12 protein-coding genes are annotated in these 17,563 nt (G+C 71.7%); 6 read left to right on the plus strand and 6 right to left on the minus strand.

Translation table 11 applies throughout. From position 1 onward, the window contains the following. Window positions 1-98 precede the first annotated feature (98 nt). From gltB to J2S43_RS02720, 3 genes are all read left to right on the plus strand, one after another. Window positions 99-4,625 carry a glutamate synthase large subunit gene (gene gltB, locus J2S43_RS02710; RefSeq protein WP_306826950.1) on the plus strand — a complete coding sequence of 1,509 codons (4,527 nt, stop codon included), beginning with the start codon at window positions 99-101 and terminating at the stop codon, window positions 4,623-4,625. Next, window positions 4,618-6,090 carry a glutamate synthase subunit beta gene (locus tag J2S43_RS02715; RefSeq protein ID WP_306826951.1) on the plus strand — a complete coding sequence of 491 codons (1,473 nt, stop codon included), beginning with the start codon at window positions 4,618-4,620 and terminating at the stop codon, window positions 6,088-6,090. The genes gltB and J2S43_RS02715 overlap by 8 nt, the downstream gene beginning before the upstream one ends. 226 nt (window positions 6,091-6,316) lie before the next feature. Continuing rightward, on the plus strand, window positions 6,317-7,567 hold the full coding sequence (locus tag J2S43_RS02720; protein WP_306826952.1) for an AAA family ATPase: 1,251 nt from the start codon (window positions 6,317-6,319) through the stop codon (window positions 7,565-7,567). A gap of 937 nt (window positions 7,568-8,504) precedes the next feature. Here the strand turns inward: J2S43_RS02720 and J2S43_RS02725 are convergent. Further along, on the minus strand, window positions 8,505-9,335 hold the full coding sequence (locus J2S43_RS02725) for an EamA family transporter (RefSeq protein WP_306826953.1): 831 nt from the start codon (window positions 9,333-9,335) through the stop codon (window positions 8,505-8,507). Window positions 9,336-9,498: 163 nt separating this feature from the next. Between J2S43_RS02725 and J2S43_RS02730 the strand changes: the two genes are divergently transcribed. After that, the gene (locus J2S43_RS02730) at window positions 9,499-10,362 is read left to right on the plus strand and encodes a LysR family transcriptional regulator (RefSeq protein WP_306826954.1); all 864 of its coding nucleotides are present in this window, start codon (window positions 9,499-9,501) and stop codon (window positions 10,360-10,362) included. Here the strand turns inward: J2S43_RS02730 and J2S43_RS02735 are convergent. Beyond that, window positions 10,359-11,183, minus strand: a complete 825-nt coding sequence (locus tag J2S43_RS02735) for a haloalkane dehalogenase (RefSeq protein WP_306826955.1) — start codon at window positions 11,181-11,183, stop codon at window positions 10,359-10,361. The two genes, J2S43_RS02730 and J2S43_RS02735, sit on opposite strands and share 4 nt — an antisense overlap. 107 nt (window positions 11,184-11,290) lie before the next feature. Between J2S43_RS02735 and J2S43_RS02740 the strand changes: the two genes are divergently transcribed. Further along, window positions 11,291-11,788, plus strand: a complete 498-nt coding sequence (locus tag J2S43_RS02740; protein WP_306826956.1) for a MarR family winged helix-turn-helix transcriptional regulator — start codon at window positions 11,291-11,293, stop codon at window positions 11,786-11,788. A gap of 446 nt (window positions 11,789-12,234) precedes the next feature. On the opposite strand, the gene J2S43_RS02745 is transcribed toward J2S43_RS02740, so the two are convergent. The 4 genes from J2S43_RS02745 to pyk form a co-directional block, all read right to left on the minus strand. Beyond that, window positions 12,235-13,137: a sulfite exporter TauE/SafE family protein gene (locus J2S43_RS02745; RefSeq protein ID WP_306826957.1), complete on the minus strand. Its 903-nt coding sequence runs from the start codon at window positions 13,135-13,137 to the stop codon at window positions 12,235-12,237. A gap of 85 nt (window positions 13,138-13,222) precedes the next feature. Then, on the minus strand, window positions 13,223-13,714 hold the full coding sequence (locus tag J2S43_RS02750) for an RrF2 family transcriptional regulator (RefSeq protein WP_306826958.1): 492 nt from the start codon (window positions 13,712-13,714) through the stop codon (window positions 13,223-13,225). Between the two features lie 483 nt (window positions 13,715-14,197). Continuing rightward, window positions 14,198-15,031 (minus strand): acyl-CoA thioesterase, encoded by an 834-nt coding sequence (locus J2S43_RS02755; RefSeq protein ID WP_306839165.1) that lies wholly within the window; start codon window positions 15,029-15,031, stop codon window positions 14,198-14,200. 47 nt (window positions 15,032-15,078) lie between these two features. Next, entirely contained in the window at window positions 15,079-16,497 is a 1,419-nt protein-coding gene (gene pyk, locus J2S43_RS02760; RefSeq protein WP_306826959.1) for a pyruvate kinase, read from the minus strand. Between the two features lie 136 nt (window positions 16,498-16,633). On the opposite strand from pyk, the gene J2S43_RS02765 reads away from it, so the two are divergent. Continuing rightward, window positions 16,634-17,410 carry a 5-formyltetrahydrofolate cyclo-ligase gene (locus J2S43_RS02765; RefSeq protein ID WP_306826960.1) on the plus strand — a complete coding sequence of 259 codons (777 nt, stop codon included), beginning with the start codon at window positions 16,634-16,636 and terminating at the stop codon, window positions 17,408-17,410. The last annotated feature ends 153 nt before the right edge of the window (window positions 17,411-17,563 follow it).

Genomic DNA, 17,563 nt, shown 5'->3' on the forward strand with positions numbered 1-17,563 from the left:
CGACAGGAGGCCCGGTGGCTTTTTCGCACCCTCAGGGAGTTCATCTCCCCGTTGCCGGCGCCGCCCTCACGGGCGATTTCCCCGCAACGGACGGCCTCATGTACGACCCGTCGTTCGAGCATGACGCCTGCGGGTTCGCGTTCGTCGCGGATCTGCACGGCCGTCGTTCACACGACGTGGTCGCCAAGGGTGTCTCGGCACTGATCCGCCTTGACCACCGCGGCGCACGCGGCGCCGAGACGAACACCGGCGACGGCGCCGGGATCATGATCCAGGTCCCGGACGAGTTCTTCCGCGCGGTCGCCGGCTTCGCGCTGCCGCCCGCCGGGCAGTACGCGACCGGTCTGGTCTTCCTCCCGCGCGACGAGGCCGACGCGGCCCGCGCGACGCGGATCTTCGAGAAGTACGCGCTCGTCGAGGGCGCGGACGTGCTGGGCTGGCGCGACGTTCCGGTGGTCAACGACGACCTCGGCGCGTCCGCGGAGGCGGCCCGGCCGCTGATCCGACAGGTGTTCATCGCGGCCGAGCAGCTCGCCTCCCGGGACGGCATCCCGGCCGGCACCCCGCTGTCCGGGCTCGACCTGGAGCGGGTCGCGTTCTGCGTGCGCAAGCAGGCCGAGCGGGAGACGGCCGAGCGGGGCATCCCGGCCTACTTCCCGTCGCTGTCCTCGCGCACGTTCGTGTACAAGGGGATGCTCACGCCGGACCAGCTGCCGGTGTTCTTCCCCGACCTCTCCGACGAGCGGGTGACCAGCGCGATCTCGCTGGTGCACTCCCGCTTCTCGACGAACACGTTCCCGTCGTGGCCGCTGGCCCACCCGTACCGGCTGATCGCCCACAACGGCGAGATCAACACGATCCGGGGCAACAAGAACTGGATGGCGGCCCGCGAGGCGGCGCTGCAGTCGAGGAACCTGCCCGGCACCATCAAGCGGCTGTTCCCGGTCTGCCCGCCGGACGCGTCCGACTCCGCGAACTTCGACGCGGTGCTGGAGTTGCTGCACCTGTCGGGCCGCAGCATCCCGCACGCGGTGCTGATGATGATCCCGGAGGCGTGGGAGAACGACCCGGACATGGATCCGGCGAAGCGTTCCTTCTACCGCTTCCACTCCAGCCTGATGGAGCCGTGGGACGGCCCGGCCGCCGTGGCCTTCACCGATGGTTCCGTGGTCGGCGCGGTGCTGGACCGCAATGGGCTGCGCCCGGGCCGCTGGTGGCGGACCGAGGACGGCCTGGTCGTGGTCGGTTCGGAGGCCGGCGTGCTGGACCTGGACCCGGCGACCGTGGTGGCCAAGGGCCGGCTGCAGCCCGGGAGGATGTTCCTGGTCGACACCGTGGCCGGGAAGATCGCCGAGGACGACGAGATCAAGGCGGAGCTGGCCGCGGCGCAGCCGTACGACGAGTGGCTGCACGCCGGCCTGATCAACCTGGAGGACCTGCCGGCCCGCGAGCACATCGTCTACACGCACGACTCGGTGCAGCGGCGTCAGCAGACGTTCGGCTACACCGAGGAGGAGCTGAAGATCCTCATCGGCCCGATGGCGAAGGCCGGTGCGGAGCCGCTCGGCTCGATGGGCACGGACACGCCGATCTCCCCGCTGTCGAAGCGGCCGCGGCTGCTCTACGACTACTTCCACCAGCTGTTCGCGCAGGTGACGAACCCGCCGCTGGACGCGATCCGGGAGGAGCTGGTCACCAGCCTGCAGACGACGATCGGGCCGGAGGGCAATCTGCTCGACCCGGGCCCGGCGTCCTGCCGGCAGATCGTGCTGCCCTACCCGATCATCGACAACGACGAGCTCGCCAAGATCCTCTCGATTGACGAGGACGGTGACCTGCCCGGCTTCAAGGCGGTCCGGGTCTCCGGCCTCTACCCGCTGCGCGACGGCGCCGCGGGCATCCGGGCCCGGCTGATCCAGATCTGCCGGCACGTCTCCGAGGCGATCGAGGACGGCGTGCGGATCCTGGTGCTGTCCGACCGGGACTCCAACGCCGACCTGGCGCCGATCCCGTCGCTGCTGCTCACGGCCGCGGTGCACCAGCACCTGGTGCGCGAGCAGACGCGGACCCGGGTGGCGCTGGTGGTGGAGACCGGCGACGCGCGCGAGGTGCACCACGCGGCCGCGCTGATCGGCTTCGGCGCCGCGGCGATCAACCCGTACCTGGCGTTCGAGTCGGTCGAGGACCTGATCGCCACGGGCGCGCTGTCCGGTGTGGAGCCGGGCAAGGCGGTCCGCAACTACGTGAAGGCGCTCGGCAAGGGCGTCCAGAAGATCATGTCCAAGATGGGCATCTCGACGGTGTCGTCGTACTGTGGCGCCCAGGTCTTCGAGGCGGTCGGCCTGGACCGGCGGCTGATCGAGCGCTACTTCGCGGGCACGCCCGGGAAGATCGGCGGCGCCGGCCTCGGCGAGATCCACGCGGAAATCGCGGTCCGGCACGCGAAGGCCTACCCGGTGAACCCGGCCGAGCGCACGCACCGCGCGCTCGAGGTCGGCGGCGAGTACCAGTGGCGCCGCGAGGGCGAGATGCACCTCTTCAACCCGGAGACGGTGTTCCTGCTCCAGCACGCCACCCGCTCCAAGCAGTACGACGTGTTCCGCCGCTACACCGCGAAGGTCGACGCGCTGGCGGCCGAGGGCGGTCACCTGCGCGGGCTCTTCACGTTCAGGAAGAGCACGCCGATCCCGCTGGACGAGGTCGAGCCGGCGAGTGAGATCGTCAAGCGGTTCGCCACCGGCGCCATGTCGTACGGCTCGATCTCCGCGGAGTCGCACGAGACGCTCGCGATCGCGATGAACAACCTCGGTGGCAAGTCGAACACCGGCGAGGGCGGCGAGGACGTCGAGCGCCTCTACGACCCGGCCCGCCGCTCGTCGGTGAAGCAGGTCGCGTCCGGCCGGTTCGGCGTGACGACGGAATACCTGGTCAACGCGGACGACATCCAGATCAAGATGGCGCAGGGCGCGAAGCCCGGCGAGGGCGGCCAGCTGCCCGGCTACAAGGTCTACCCGTGGGTGGCCAAGACCCGGCACGCCACGCCGGGCGTCGGCCTGATCTCGCCGCCGCCGCACCACGACATCTACTCGATCGAGGACCTGGCGCAGCTGGTCCACGACCTGAAGAACGTCAACCCGGCGTCCCGCGTCCACGTGAAGCTGGTCTCCGAATCCGGCGTCGGCACGGTCGCGGCCGGTGTGGCGAAGCTGAAGGCCGACGTCGTGCTGATCTCCGGCCACGACGGCGGCACCGGCGCCTCCCCGATGAACAGCCTCAAGCACGCGGGTACGCCGTGGGAGCTGGGCCTGGCCGAGACGCAGCAGACGCTGCTGCTCAACAAGCTCCGCGACCGGATCACGGTGCAGGTCGACGGCCAGCTCAAGACCGGCCGCGACGTGATCGTGGCCGCGCTGCTCGGCGCGGAGGAGTTCGGCTTCGCCACGGCGCCGCTGATCGTCTCCGGCTGCATCATGATGCGCGTCTGTCACCTGGACACCTGCCCGGTCGGCATCGCCACGCAGAACCCGGTGCTGCGCGAGCGCTTCACCGGCAAGCCCGAGTTCGTCGAGAACTTCTTCCTGTTCATCGCGGAGGAGGTGCGTGAATACCTGGCCGAGCTGGGCTTCCGCACGCTCCAGGAGGCGATCGGGCACGCGGAGTCGCTCGACCTGGTCCCGGCGGTCGACCACTGGAAGGCCCGCGGCCTGGACCTGCGCGCCGTGCTCGGCGTCCCGAAGCTGGACGAGGGCGCTGCCCGGGTCAAGGTCCGCGACCAGGACCACGGCCTGGAGCACGCGCTGGACAACGAGCTGATCGCGCTCGCGAAGCCGGCGCTGGACGACAAGACGCCGGTCAGCATCGACGTGCGGATCCGCAACGACCACCGCAGCGTCGGCGCGATGCTCGGCGGCGAGGTGGCGCGGCGCTTCGGCGGCGCGGGCCTGCCGGACGACACCATCGACGTGACGCTGCACGGCACCGCCGGCCAGTCGTTCGGCGCGTTCGTGCCGCGCGGCGTGACGCTGCGGATCTTCGGCGACGCGAACGACTACGTCGCCAAGGGCCTCTCCGGCGGCCGGGTGATCATCCGCCCGCACGCGTCCGCGCCGTTCACGGCGGAGGACCAGATCATCGCGGGCAACACCATCCTCTACGGCGCGACCCAGGGTGAGCTGTTCATCCGCGGCCGGGCCGGCGAGCGGTTCGCGGTCCGTAACTCCGGCGCGACCGCGATCGTCGAGGGCATCGGCGACCACGGCTGCGAGTACATGACCGGAGGCACCGTGGTGGTGCTCGGCAAGCACGGCCGCAACTTCGCGGCCGGCATGTCCGGCGGCACCGCGTTCCTGTGGCGCCCGGACAAGCGCCGGATCAATCCGGAGCTGGTGGAGCTGTCCACGCTGTCCGACTCCGAGCAGGCCACGCTGCACGGCCTGGTCCGGCGGCACTTCACCGAGACCGGCTCCGCGGTCGCGGAGGACCTGCTGAAGCGCTGGTCCGACGCGGTCGAGGAGTTCGTCGCGGTGGTGCCGCGTGACTACAAGCGAGTGATCGAAACGATCCGTGCCGCCGAAGCCGCCGGCCGAAACGTCGACGAGGCGGTCATGGAGGTCGCACGTGCCTGACCCGAACGGTTTCCTGCGCTACGGGCGGGAGCTTCCGGCCCGCCGCCCGGTGCCGGTGCGGCTGATGGACTACCGCGAGGTCTACCCGGAGGCGGGTGACCGGCTCATCCAGGAGCAGGCCACCCGCTGCATGGACTGCGGCATCCCGTTCTGCCACGAGGGCTGCCCGCTCGGCAACCGGATCCCGGACTGGAACGACCTGGTCCGGACCGGGAACTGGGCCTCCGCGATCGAGTCGCTGCACGCCACGAACAACTTCCCGGAGTTCACCGGGCGGCTGTGCCCGGCGCCGTGCGAGGGCGCGTGCGTGCTCGGCATCGCGGATGACCCGGTCACGATCAAGCAGGTCGAGGTCGAGATCATCAACCGGGCGTTCGCGCTCGGCTACGTGACGCCGCAGGTGCCGGTCGCCAAGTCCGGCAAGCGGGTCGCGGTGGTCGGCTCCGGCCCGGCCGGCCTGGCCGCGGCGCAGCAGCTGGCCCGCGCCGGGCACGACGTGACCGTGCTGGAGCGCGACGACCGGATCGGCGGCCTGCTGCGGTACGGCATCCCGGACTTCAAGCTGGAGAAGTCGCACATCGACCGCCGGATGGCCCAGATGGAGGCCGAGGGCGTCGTGTTCCGTACCGGCGTGAACGTGGGTGTTGATCTTTCAGCTGCGGACGTGAAGCGCGACTATGACGCGGTCGTGCTCGCGGCCGGCGCGCTCACCGGCCGCGACACCCCGGAGACGCCGGGCCGCGACCTGCGCGGCGTCCACCTCGCCATGGAGCACCTGGTCCCGGCGAACCGCGTGGTGGCCGGCCTCCAGGAGACCGCGCCCATCGATGCGGCCGGAAAATCGGTCGTGATCATCGGCGGTGGTGACACCGCGGCGGACTGCCTCGGCGTCGCGCACCGGCAGGGCGCGGCAGCGGTCTACCAGCTGGACATCTACCCGGAGCCGCCGGCCACGCGCGCCGGCATCCGGGACCCGTGGCCGACCTGGCCCTACGTGCTGCGCAACTACCCGGCGCACGAGGAGGGCGGCGTCCGCGAGTTCGCGGTCGCGGTCCAGGAATTCGTCGACGACGGCACCGGTCAGGTCAAGGGCGTGCGGATCGCCGAGGTCGAGGTGACCAAGGTGGACGGGCGCCGCATCCTCACGATCAAGCCCGGCTCGGAGCGCGAACTCCCGGCCGACCTGGTGCTGCTGGCGATCGGCTTCGAGGGCACCGAGCGGCAGCCGCTGCTGGAGCAGTTCGGCATCGAGCGCAACCGGCGCGGCGCGATCGACGCGAACGACGGCTGGCAGACCGCGGCCGACGGCGTCTTCGTCGCGGGTGACATGCACCGCGGCGCGTCGCTGATCGTCTGGGCGATCGCGGAGGGCCGGGCGGCCGCCGCGGCCGTGCACAGCTATCTCGGCGCACCGGGCGAGTTGCCCGCGCCGGTCGGCTCCACGGCGAACTCGCTGTCCGTCTGATTTTTCATGTGAAGCCGCACTCCGTTACTCGTTTCGGGGTGCGGCTTCAGCATTCCGTGACATTTATGCGGCGTCACGTCACCAAAACGCGAATGATCTTGTTGATTTCTTTCCGTGCTGGCATCATCTTTGGGTGCTGCCACAAGCACGCCACGCTTACGGCTGCCTTTGACAGCGAATCAGAAACCAGAGGGCGGGCAACGCTGATCGCGGCTGAGGAGATCAGATGCTGCTGAAGTTCCGGGTCGCCAATGTCCGGTCCTTCCGCGAAGAGCGGGAGCTGGCATTCGCCGTCCCGACCGGCAAGACCGCCCACGCCTCACGTCAGGTCCCGGTGGCCGGCGGCCGCAGCATGGACGTCTACCCGCTGATCGGCATCTTCGGTCCGAACGCGTCCGGCAAGTCCAATCTCCTCAAGGGCCTCGTCGAGATGCGCACCGCCGTGCTCGACTCGTACTATCAGTGGGCCACCCAGCGCGGCGTGCCCCGAGAGCTGTTCGCGCTCGACCCCGTCGCCGAACGTGAGACGTCGCTCTACGAGCTGGACTTCGTCAACGACGGCATTCGATACACGTACGGATTCGAGCTCGGCCCGGACCGCGTCGTCGCCGAATGGCTGCACGCCTATCCGCGCGGCCGCCGCCAGGTCTGGTTCGACCGCGACGCGTCCCGCCGGCAGCCTTTCGAATTCCCCGGCGACCGGCTCAAGGACCGCGCCGCAATGGTCAAGATGACCCGGCCGAACGCGCTGTTCCTCACGGTCGCCGCCACGAACAACCACCCCGAGCTGGCACCGGTCTTCTACTGGTTCGAACGCAACCTCTGGTTCCTCACCCCGGAGGACGAGCGCTACCAGCGCGAGGAGTTCACCCGGCAGGCCGTCCTCGGCCCGCAGCGGGACCGGATCGAGGCGCTGCTGCGCGCGGCCGACCTCGGCATCGAGGGCGTCGAGCCGGTCGAGACCCGCGTCGCCGGCCGCACCGTCACCGACGTCCAGCTGATCCACACCGGGGCGGACGGTACCGCGTACCCGATGCCGTGGGAAAGCGAGTCCTTCGGCACCCGCAGCTGGTTCGCCATGCTCGGCCCGATGCTGCTCGCGCTCGACGAGGGCGCGGTCCTGCTCGTCGACGAACTCGACTCCAGCCTGCACCCGCGCTTCGCCGCCGAGGTCGTCCGCCTCTTCCAGGACCCCGAGGTCAACACGAACGACGCGCAACTCCTCTTCACCGCGCACGACGTCAGCGTGCTCAGCACCCCCAGCGGCAAGCGGTTGCTCGAACCCGGCCAGGTCTGGCTCGTCGAAAAAGACAAGATCGGGTGCAGCGACATCTTCCCCCTCACCGCCGCCCAGCCCGGCCGCCACGAGGACCTGCCGACCGCCTACCTCTCCGGCCGCTTCGGCGCGGTCCCGGACCTGGGCGAGGGTCAGGTGGGCCGCAAGCTCCGCTCGGTCAAGACCCCCAAAGCGGGCTGACGCCCTTTCCACCCCATATTCCCGCTTCCGGCGTGGCCACTCTGGGCATGCTCCCGCGGGCACCGGTCGTCGCTGGCGCTCCTCCCTGCCGGACCCGGCGCGGCCAACCCCACCCCCCCCCGAGCCGCATCACCCGCTCAAGAACCGACACCCTCGCCGGGACTGCCGCCCGATCCGCTGGGCGCGCCCCCCGCAGTGGCCGGTCCGGGGGCGTGTGTTTCGCGGTGCCGGTCGGGGGGCGTGTGTTTCGCGGTGGCCGGTCGGGGGGCGTGTGTTTCGCGGTGGCCGGTCCGGGGGCGTGTCTTTCGCGGTGGCCGGTCGGGGGGGGCGTGTGTTTCGCGGTGGCCGGTCCGGCGGGCGTGTCTTCCGCGGTGCCGGTCCGGCGTTCCGTCCTGCGCGACCGGGCGCGGGCAGCTCTACCGGCGTTTCGCTCTGCCGGATCCGGCATGGCCGAAGTCAAACCGCATGCGGCGACGTCCGTGCGGGGTGATCGGGCACCCCGGGCCCGAAATTTCATCCGATGTCGCCTGCGGGACGAGGCCGACTGGCCGTATCGGGGGCGAAGGGATCATTGAGTGATACCTGGGGTAGATCAACTTCGGTTCCGGAGCTCCCCCACGTATCGCTCAATGATCCTTTGCCCGGTGACGACCACTTCCAGCGGTGGTTTCGTCGGCCGCGCGTCGCGCGTTGGCGGTCCTGGTGGCTTTCGCGGCCTTCTCGTGCCCGGTGTCGCGCGTCGTAGGGCCGGGCGTCGGGCGACACCGGGCCCGGCGTTCGGCCGCAGATCCTGTGGTGAGGCGTCGGCGGGTTGTGTTTCCGGCCCGGATTCGGCTGCGAGTCTCGTGTTGCGGCGCATCACGTCTCGAGGCGTCGGCGATGATCGTGCCCCCTGTGGTCTCGATCTCGCCCGCCGTCCGGTGCGCTGGTCGGATCGTCAGGCTGCTGAGTGGTCGGTGCGGCCGGTGCGGACCGCGCCCGCGCTGGCCGTGATCACCAGGAGGACCGCCAGCGCCTCCAGCCAGTTCAGGGACTGGCCGAGGACCAGGAAACCGGCGAGGCAGGCGAGAGCGGGGCCGAGGCTCATCATGACCGCGAACGTCGAGGACGGCAGGCGGCGGAGCGCGGACATCTCGAACGTGTAGGGGAGCACCGAGCTGAGCAGCGCCACCGCGAAGCCGAGGCCGAGCACGACCGGGTCGAGCAGCGCGGGGCCGGCGGTGATCGCGCCGACCGGCAGCGTCAGCAGCGCGGCGATGCCGAGGGCGAGCGCCAGCCCGTCGGCGCGCGGGAAGCGGGTGCCGACGGACGCGCTGAGCAGGATGTAGGCCGCCCACAGCGCGCCCGCGGCCAGCGCCAGCAGCACGCCGGGCGCGTTCAGGCGGTCGACGCCGCCGGCGCCGAGCAGGGCCACGCCGGTCAGCGCGAGCAGCGCCCATAGCCAGGTGCTGCGGCGACGGGCGATGGCGATCGAGAGGGCGAGCGGGCCGAGCACCTCGAGCGTGACCGCCGGGCCGAGCGGGATCCGGTCGATCGCCTGGTAGAAGACCGAGTTCATGGTCGCGAAGACGACGCCGAGCCCGAGCACGGCGAGCCAGTCGGCCCGCGAGTGGCCGCGCAGCCGAGGGCGGCAGAGCGCGAGCATCAGCACGGCCGCGAAGCCGAGCCGCAGTCCCACCATGCCCGCCGCGCCGGCCTGCGGGAAGAGCAGCGCGGCGATGCCGGTGCCGAACTGGACGGAGACGGCCGCGCCGAGCACCAGAACCACCGCGCCCAGATCGCCGCGCCGGCCACCGCGTCTTTGGGGGGCGGGCGAGCTGGGCGCGGTGGCAGTCTCGGATGCGAGAACGTCCGTAATCACGTGAGACCACGCTATGCGGTGCCGAAACGCGGCGGAAATGCCGAACGGGCGGCGGTTATGCTCTCCAGTTATGACCGCGGACCTGCGGCACCTGCGTGCGTTCCTGGCGATCGCGGCCGAGGGGAACGTGACCCGGGCCGCGGCACAGCTACACGTCACCCAGCCTGCGCTCTCCCGCACGCTCCGGCAGTTGGAGCAGCACCTCGGCGTGCGGCTCGTCGACCGGTCCACCCACCATCTGCGGCTGACCGCGGCAGGGGAGACGTATCGCCAGCGCGCCGAGGCGGCGGTCGCGGCCGTCGACGCCACGCTCGACCCGGCCCAGGCCGGCAGCTGGCCGCTGCGGCTCGGTCACGCCTGGTCAGCGCTCGGCGTGCACACCACCGCGCTGCTGCGCCGCTGGGGGCGGGCGCACCCGGACGTGCCCCTGGAACTGCTGCGCATCGACGACGACCGGGCCGCCGGCGTACTGCGCGGCCGGAGCGACGTGGCGATCCTGCGTGACCCGCCGCCGGACACACTGACCACGCTGCGGATCGCGCACCTGCTGACCGAGCACCGCTTCGCGGTGGTGCCGACGGACAGCCCGCTCGCCGCGCGCCCGGAACTGAGCCTGGCCGACCTGGCCGCGGAACCGGTCGCGATGAACCCGATCACCGGCAGCACCACCCGTGGACTGTGGCCGGCCGGCGCCGGCCCGGCCCGGGTGGTCGACGTGGGCAACACCGACGACTGGCTGATCACGATCGCGGCCGGCCGGGCGGTCGGCGTGAGCACCGAGGCGACCGTCGCCGTCTACCCGAACCCGGACGTCGCCTACGTCCCGCTGATGGACGCGCCGCCGGTCACGGTCGTGCTGGCCTGGCCCGAGCCGGTGACGCACCCATCCGTACCCCCGCTGGTCGAATTGGCCTTGGAGGTCGTCGGCGATTAGAGGCCATGGCGGTCCAGCCAGGCCGAGACCGCGCGGCCGATCGCGTCGGGCTGCTGCTCCGGGGCCTGGTGACCGGCCTTGCCGATGCTCTCCACCTCCAGCGCGGCGATGGTCTCCCGCGCCCATCGCTCGGTCGCGGGCTGCACCAGCCCGGTCGACGGCTCGATCAGCATCAGCAGCTTCGGCACCTCCGGCGTGGTCGCCATCCACTCGCCAAACGCCACCATGCGTGTGTGCACGTCGGCGGGCTCGCCGTCGATCGGTATCTCCCGGGGCCACTGCAGCAGCGGCCGGCGTGACTCACGATCCGGAAACGGCGCCCGGTAGACCGCGAGGTCCTCGTCGCTGAGGTCCGGGATGGTCAGGCGCAGCGACGTCTCGATGAACCAGTTCTCGTCCAGCACCATGCGCTCGCCCTCGCCCGGAGTGCGCAACCGCTGGAACAGCTCCACCGCGGCCGGAGCGTAGATGTCCCAGGTCATCGGCCGCAGGAACGTCTCGACCAGGGCGACGCCCGCGACCCGTCCGGGATGTCGCGCGGCGAGGTCGAGCGCGAGCGCGCCACCCCAGTCGTGCCCGACGAACGTCACGTCGTCCAGCCTGAGCGCGTCGCACCAGGCCTCCAGGTGGCGGGCGTGGTCGTCGAACCGGTACGCCAGCTCCGGCCGCTCCGACCGCCCCATGCCGATGAGGTCCGGTGCGAGCACGCGGCCGTGGCCGGTGAGGTGCGGAATCACGTGGCGCCAGATGTGGGACGACGTGGGATTGCCGTGCAGCAGCACCACCGGCCGGCCGCCCTCGCCGGCGTCGGTGTAGTGCATCGAGGCGATGTGAGGCATCCTGCCGCCGATCGTTGGAGGGTCTAACGTTAGAGGAACGAACGATATCGGCTCATCGTTAGGAGCACAAATGAAATATCCTGATCTCCATGGCCGACGGAATGACCGCGAGCAACGAGATGCCCGCGAGCGCGCAGACCTGGGGTGGCGAGCGGTTCCGCCGCACGCCCAGCTGGATGATCGGCCAGCTCTCGATCCACGGGTACCGGCTGCTCACCGAGCAGTTCGCCGCCGAGAACACCAAGCCGTACGAGTACCGGGTGCTCGCCTCGCTCGCCGACGGCGGCCCGGCCAGTCAGGCCGTGCTCGGCCGCCGCAGCGGCATCCACCTCAGCGATCTGGTGGCGACGCTCAACACCCTGGCCGACCGCGGTCACATCCGCCGCGACCCCGACCCGGCCGATCGCCGCCGCAACATCATCACGCTGACCGAGGACGGCTACGAACATCTCGCCCGGCTCGACGTCCGCCTCGCCGCGGCCCAGGATGCCCTCCTCGCCGCCCTGCCGCCGGCCGACCGCGGCACCCTCACCGAGCTGCTGCAACGCGCGCTGGCCGGTCTCGACGCCCGCACCGGGCCTCTGTGAGCGCACTCGCGCCGGCCTCGGTGGGCGCCCCGCATCCGCCTGCGCCCTCTGCCGCGCCGCCTTGAGCGCCTGCCCGCTCTGCGTCCCGCGCCGGTTCCTGCGAGCGCCTTGCGCCGTGTCGTGAGCGCTGGGCTGGCAACCCCGCGCCGGCTTCTGCGAGCGCCTTGCGCCGGGGCGTCGTGAGCGCCGGCTGCGCTCCGCGCCGACTCGTGTGGGCGACCCTGTACCGCGTGTCATCAGCGCCGGACCACGCTCCGCGCCGACTTCCATGAGCGCCCTGCGCCGCGCGTGGTGAACGACGATGCGGGCACGTTGGGGTGCGACATCCCCTCGGCCGGCGCCGTACCTGTGAATCCGGCTCGGTGTCCTCACCCGTGTGATCGCATGCCTGGCCGGGCGGGCCGCATCGGTGCGCGACGGTGCCGGGGCAGGTGGTGCGCCTGGCGTCAGGCCGGGATGAGCTCCCGCGCCTCCGCCGAGGCCGTCTCGGCTCGCCGGGCGCGGCGCAGCGCGCGGACCGCCAGCGTGGCCGCGACCAGCCAGCCGGCGATGATCAGCGCGTAGACCGCGGTGGTCGCGCCGCCGGTGATGTCGAAGGACTTCATCAGCGTGCGCGAGTTGGTCAGCACGATCATGCCGCCGACCACGGCGCCGAGCAGCTGGGCCGGGACGATGCGGACCAGCCAGGCCGCGATCGGGGCGGCGATCAGGCCGCCGACGAGCAGTGCCAGCACCGTGCCCCAGACGAAGCCGGACGTGCCGAGGCCGAGCAGGAAGCCGACGCTGGCGGCGAGCGCGACGACGAACTCGGACGTGTCCACCGAGCCGACCACCTTGCGCGGCTCCATCCGGCCGCTGACCAGCAGGGACGGGGTGGCGACCGGGCCCCAGCCGCCGCCACCGGTGGCGTCGACGAAGCCGGCGACCAGGCCGAGCGGGGCCAGGAAGCGGCTGCGCAGCGGGGAGCGGTTGATCGCGCGGCCGATCGGGCGGGCGAAGCGGATCAGGAGGTAGATGCCGAGCGCGAGCAGGATGCCGGCCATCCACGGCTCGGCGGCCTCGGTGGAGAGTCGGCTGAGCACGGTCGCGCCGAGGAACGCGCCGAGCGCGCCCGGCAGCGCGATGCGCCGCACCACGCGCCAGTCGACGTTGCCGAACCGCCAGTGCGCGGTGCCGGCGGCGAGCGTGGTGCCGATCTCGGCGAGGTGCACGGACGCGGACGCCGACGCCGGGCTGAGGCCCGCCACCAGCAGCAGCGTGGTGGAGGTGACGCCGTATCCCATGCCGAGCGCACCGTCGACGAGCTGCGCCGCGAACCCGACCAGTGCCAGCACGACCAGCTTGCGCATCCCACACCACCCATCTGCCAGACAATGTCGATCAGATTAGTGGAGATTAGTCGCGAGGTCGAGCACCGTCCAGCAGGTGAGAGGGCTACACCCAGGCGCGCGGGTCCGCGGCCAGCTCCTGCACCCGGTCGGGCAGCTTGCCGGCGGCGATGTCCGCGAGCGTGACCAGCTCCAGGATCTCCCGCTCGCTGGCCCGGAGCGCGATCCAGACCTCCTGCAGCGCCACGGCCGCACCGGCGTAGCCGAGGTCCTCGGGGCGCTGCCCGCGGACGTTGGCGAGCGGGCCGTCGATCACCCGGATCACGTCCGCCAGGGAGATCTCCGCGGCCGGCCGGGCCAGCCAGTAGCCGCCCTCGGGGCCGCGCTGGGCGTGCACGATGCCGCCGCGGCGCAGCTGCAGCAGAATGCTCTCCAGGAACTTCGGCGGGATCTCCTGCGCCCGCGCGATGCGCTCGGCGGTGAGCGGATTGCCCGGGCGCGGCGACCGCGACGTGGGATCCGGCGCCGCGCCGGCGGCGGCGAGAGCGAGTTCGGCGACCGCGCGCAGCGCGTAATCGACCCGTGCGGACAGACGCATAAAAGAAGAGTATCCGCATCGGGAATGAGCCATTTCCCAACCTGGCGCGAAACCCGGCGCACCGAACCGGCCGCCGGCCCAACGCTGTGGGCCGGTGGCGGACACCGCGCCGGAATCCGGCACAGGGAGGGCTCCGGCCGCCGACGCGGCACGCCGGTCCGACGGCCGGCCCGTGCTGCGGTCCGGTGACGCGCACGGCACCGGACGCCGGCAACCGTGCGGAGGCCAGCCGGCCGGACACCGGCAACCGCGGAGGTCAGCCGGCCGGACGCCGGCAACCGCGGAGGTCAGCCGGCCGGACGCCGGCAACCGCGGGGAGATCAGCCGGCTGGACACCCACAACCGCGCGGAGTCGGCTGGCCGCGAGCCGGTGGCCGCGTGGAGCAAGTCCCGCCGGAAGCCGGCGACTGGCGTGGAGAGCGGCCCACCGGCTCGACACCGCGCGCGGCATCCCGCGCCGGAGCGGCCGGAGCGGTCGAAGCGCTAGCCGCCCACGCGGCGCAGCAGACCCTCCTGGACCGCGCTCGCGATCAGACGCCCATCCGCCGTGAACATCCGCCCGTCCGCCAGCCCACGCGCCCCGGACGCCGAAGGGCTGGAGCAGTCGTACAGGAACCACTCGTCCGCCCGGAACGGCCGGTGCAGCCAGAGCGCGTGGTCCAGGCTCGCACCCACCACGCCGCCCGGCCCCCACACCTCGCCGTGCGTGGCCAGCACCGCGTCCAGCAGCGTCATGTCCGACGCGTAGGTCAGTGCGGCCGCATGGATCAGCGGGTCGTCCGGCAGCTTCCCGTCGATGCGCATCCAGGCCCGCGGTTCCGCGTTGGCCGGCCGGTCGCCGGGTGGCACCCAGCCGGGCTCGCTCAGGTGGCGCACGTCGATCGCGTGCGGGCCGGACGCGGCCAGCACGGCCAGCCGCTCCGGGTAGCGCGCCATCCGCTCGGCCACGGTCGGCACGTCCTCCGGTGCCGGGATGCCGGCCGGGAACGGCTCGTGGTGATCCAGCCCGTCCTCGGCCACGTGGAACGAGGCGGACATGAAGAAAATGACCTTGTCATGCTGGTACGCGACGGAGCGCCGCACCGAGAACGACCGCCCGTCCCGGATGTTCTCCACCCGGAACTCGATCGGCACGGCCGGATCGCCCGGCCGCACGAAGTATCCGTGCAGCGAGTGCACGGTGCGGTCCGTCTCCGCGGTACGCCCGGCCGCCACCAGCGCCTGCGCGGCCACCTGACCGCCGAAGATGCGCTGCCGGGAGACCTGCGGTGTGTGGCCTCGGAACGCGGACGGGCCCAGCTGCTGGAGGTCGAGCATCTCCAGCAGCTGGTTCACCGCGGCCTGCCCGGAGGCAGGGGAGTCGCTCACGCGGACAGCGTGCCGAGCTGGTGCACGCGCAGCGTGTTCGTCGAGCCGGGCGTGCCGGCCGGGGTGCCGGCCACCACGACCACGTAGTCGCCGGGCTTGAACTGGCCGAGGCCGAGCAGCGCGCCGTCGACCTGCCGGAACATGTCGTCGGTGTGCTCCACGAACGCGGTCTGGAAGGTCTGCACGCCCCAGCTGAGCGCCAGCTGGTCACGGACTTCGGAGATCGGCGTGAACGCCAGCAGCGGCAGCTCGCAGTGCAGGCGGGCCAGGCGGCGCACGGTGTCACCGGTCTGCGAGAACGCGACCAGCGCCTTCGCGCCGATGTTCCGCGCGATCTGGGACGCGGCCACGGTCAGCGCGCCGCCGTGCGTGCGCGGGTCGTGCTGCAGACGTGGCACGCCGAACTCGCCGGACTCGGTGGTCTCAATGATCTTGGCCATCGTGCTGACGGTCAGGACCGGGAACTTGCCGACGCTGGTCTCGCCGGAGAGCATGACCGCGTCCGCGCCGTCGAGCACCGCGTTCGCCACGTCGGAGGTCTCGGCGCGGGTGGGGCGCGAGTTCTCGATCATGGAGTCGAGCATCTGGGTGGCCACGATGACCGGCTTCGCGTTCTCCCGGCAGAGCTGCACCAGCTTCTTCTGCACGAGCGGCACCTGGTCGAGCGGCATCTCCACGCCGAGATCACCGCGAGCGACCATGACGCCGTCGAACGACTCGACGATCGCCTCCAGGTGGGTGACCGCCTCCGGCTTCTCCACCTTGGCCAGGACGGGGCGGCGGATGCCCTCCTCGTCCATGATGCCGTGCACCAGCTTGATGTCCTCCGGCGTACGCACGAAGGACAGCGCGATCAGGTCGGCGCCGATCCGCAGCGCGAACCGCAGGTCCTCGGCGTCCTTCTCGGACATCGCGGGCACGCTGACCGCCACGTTGGGCAGCGAGACGCCCTTGTTGTTCGAGACCTTGCCGCCCTCGACGACGAGGACGTGGATGTCGTTGTCCTCCACGTTGGTGACCTCGACGGCGACCCTGCCGTCGTCGATCAGAAGGCGGTCGCCGACCTTGACCTCCTGCGGAAGCTTGCGATAGGTGCACGAGACGCGGGTGGCCGAGCCGATGATGTCATCGCCGGTGATGATCACGGAGTCCCCGGTGCGCCACTCGTGCGGGCCGTTCTCGAACCGGCCGAGCCGGATCTTCGGGCCCTGCAGGTCGGCCAGGACGGCGACGGCGCGGCCCGAGGCCTTCGCGGCCTCCCGCACCAGGTGGTAGACCTGCTCGTGGTCGGAGTGGTCACCGTGGCTGAAGTTCAGCCGGGCCACATCCATGCCGGCCTCCACGAGGCCCCGGATGCGTTCCGGGGACGAGGTCGCGGGGCCGAGAGTGCAGACGATTTTCGCGCGGCGTGTCACATACCTCAGGCTAGCCCTGTGCCGGTACCGGCGTGGTGCCCACCCCCAGACGACATGACCTGCCTGAACGCACCTTAAGGGCCTGGTCGCGCCGGGCTGATGGCCACCCGGCGCATGCTTTTGGGATGATCGGCGGATGCCCCGGCCGCCGAAGCGCCACGATCACGACGCCGGCGGTCCGGCCGAGCTGCTCGCCGCGAAGGCCGCGCTCCGCGACGAGGTCTGGGACGCGCTGATCGCGGCGAAGGCCGCCCGTTTCCCCGGAGCCCGGCACCGCATCTCCAACTTCATCGGCGCGGAGGCCGCGGCCGACCGGCTGCGCGCGCTGCCGGAGTGGGCCGCCGCCCGCACGATCAAGGCGAACCCGGACTCCGCTCAACTCCCGGTCCGCCAGCGCGCGCTCCAGGACGGCAAGACGGTTTTCATGGCCGTCCCCCGCCTGGCCGAGCCCGAACCGTTCTTCCTCCTCGACCCCGCCCACCTGGCCGACACCCCGCGCCGTGCCGCTTCGATCGCCGGCGCGACCCGCTCCGCCCGCCGCGTCCCGGTCGCCGAGCTGACCCCGGTCGACCTGGTGGTGACCGGCTGCGTGGCCGCCGGCGAGGACGGCGCCCGCCTCGGCAAGGGCGGCGGCTTCGCCGACCTGGAATACGCCGTGGCCTCCGCCGCCGGCCTGATCGCCCCGCACACCCTGGTGGTCACCACCGTCCACGACACCCAGGTCCGTCCCACCGGCGACATTCCCACCAGCAGCCACGACGTCCCGCTCGACCTGATCATCACCCCGTCCCGCGTGATCGACTGCCGCCCCTACCGCGCCCCACGCACCCCCGGCCACATCCACTGGCCCACCCTCACCGAAGAGAAGATCGCCGCGATCCCTCTCCTCCAACAACTGCGCGAAAACCGCTAAAAACGGATATTCCCGCTTCCGGCCTGGCCGGCTTGGGCATGCTCCCGCGGGCACCGGTCGGCCGCAGGCGGCCTCCCTGCAAGTCCCAGCCCACTCACCACAACCCGGCCCCGCCCAGCCCGGCCACCGCTCCCACCAGAGCCCGCAGGCCCG

It is taken from the genome of Catenuloplanes nepalensis (assembly GCF_030811575.1).
In the GTDB taxonomy this organism is placed as follows: Bacteria; Actinomycetota; Actinomycetes; order Mycobacteriales; family Micromonosporaceae; genus Catenuloplanes; species Catenuloplanes nepalensis.

Coding starts and splice junctions, on each gene's coding strand:
- gltB (WP_306826950.1), top strand. CDS start 99: ATGTACGACCCGTCGTTCGAGCATGACGCCTGCGGGTTCGCGTTCGTC.
- J2S43_RS02720 (WP_306826952.1), top strand. CDS start 6,317: ATGCTGCTGAAGTTCCGGGTCGCCAATGTCCGGTCCTTCCGCGAAGAG.
- J2S43_RS02730 (WP_306826954.1), top strand. CDS start 9,499: ATGACCGCGGACCTGCGGCACCTGCGTGCGTTCCTGGCGATCGCGGCC.
- J2S43_RS02735 (WP_306826955.1), bottom strand. CDS start 11,183: ATGCACTACACCGACGCCGGCGAGGGCGGCCGGCCGGTGGTGCTGCTG.
- J2S43_RS02740 (WP_306826956.1), top strand. CDS start 11,291: ATGGCCGACGGAATGACCGCGAGCAACGAGATGCCCGCGAGCGCGCAG.
- J2S43_RS02745 (WP_306826957.1), bottom strand. CDS start 13,137: ATGCGCAAGCTGGTCGTGCTGGCACTGGTCGGGTTCGCGGCGCAGCTC.
- J2S43_RS02750 (WP_306826958.1), bottom strand. CDS start 13,714: ATGCGTCTGTCCGCACGGGTCGATTACGCGCTGCGCGCGGTCGCCGAA.
- J2S43_RS02755 (WP_306839165.1), bottom strand. CDS start 15,031: ATGCTCGACCTCCAGCAGCTGGGCCCGTCCGCGTTCCGAGGCCACACA.
- J2S43_RS02765 (WP_306826960.1), top strand. CDS start 16,634: ATGCCCCGGCCGCCGAAGCGCCACGATCACGACGCCGGCGGTCCGGCC.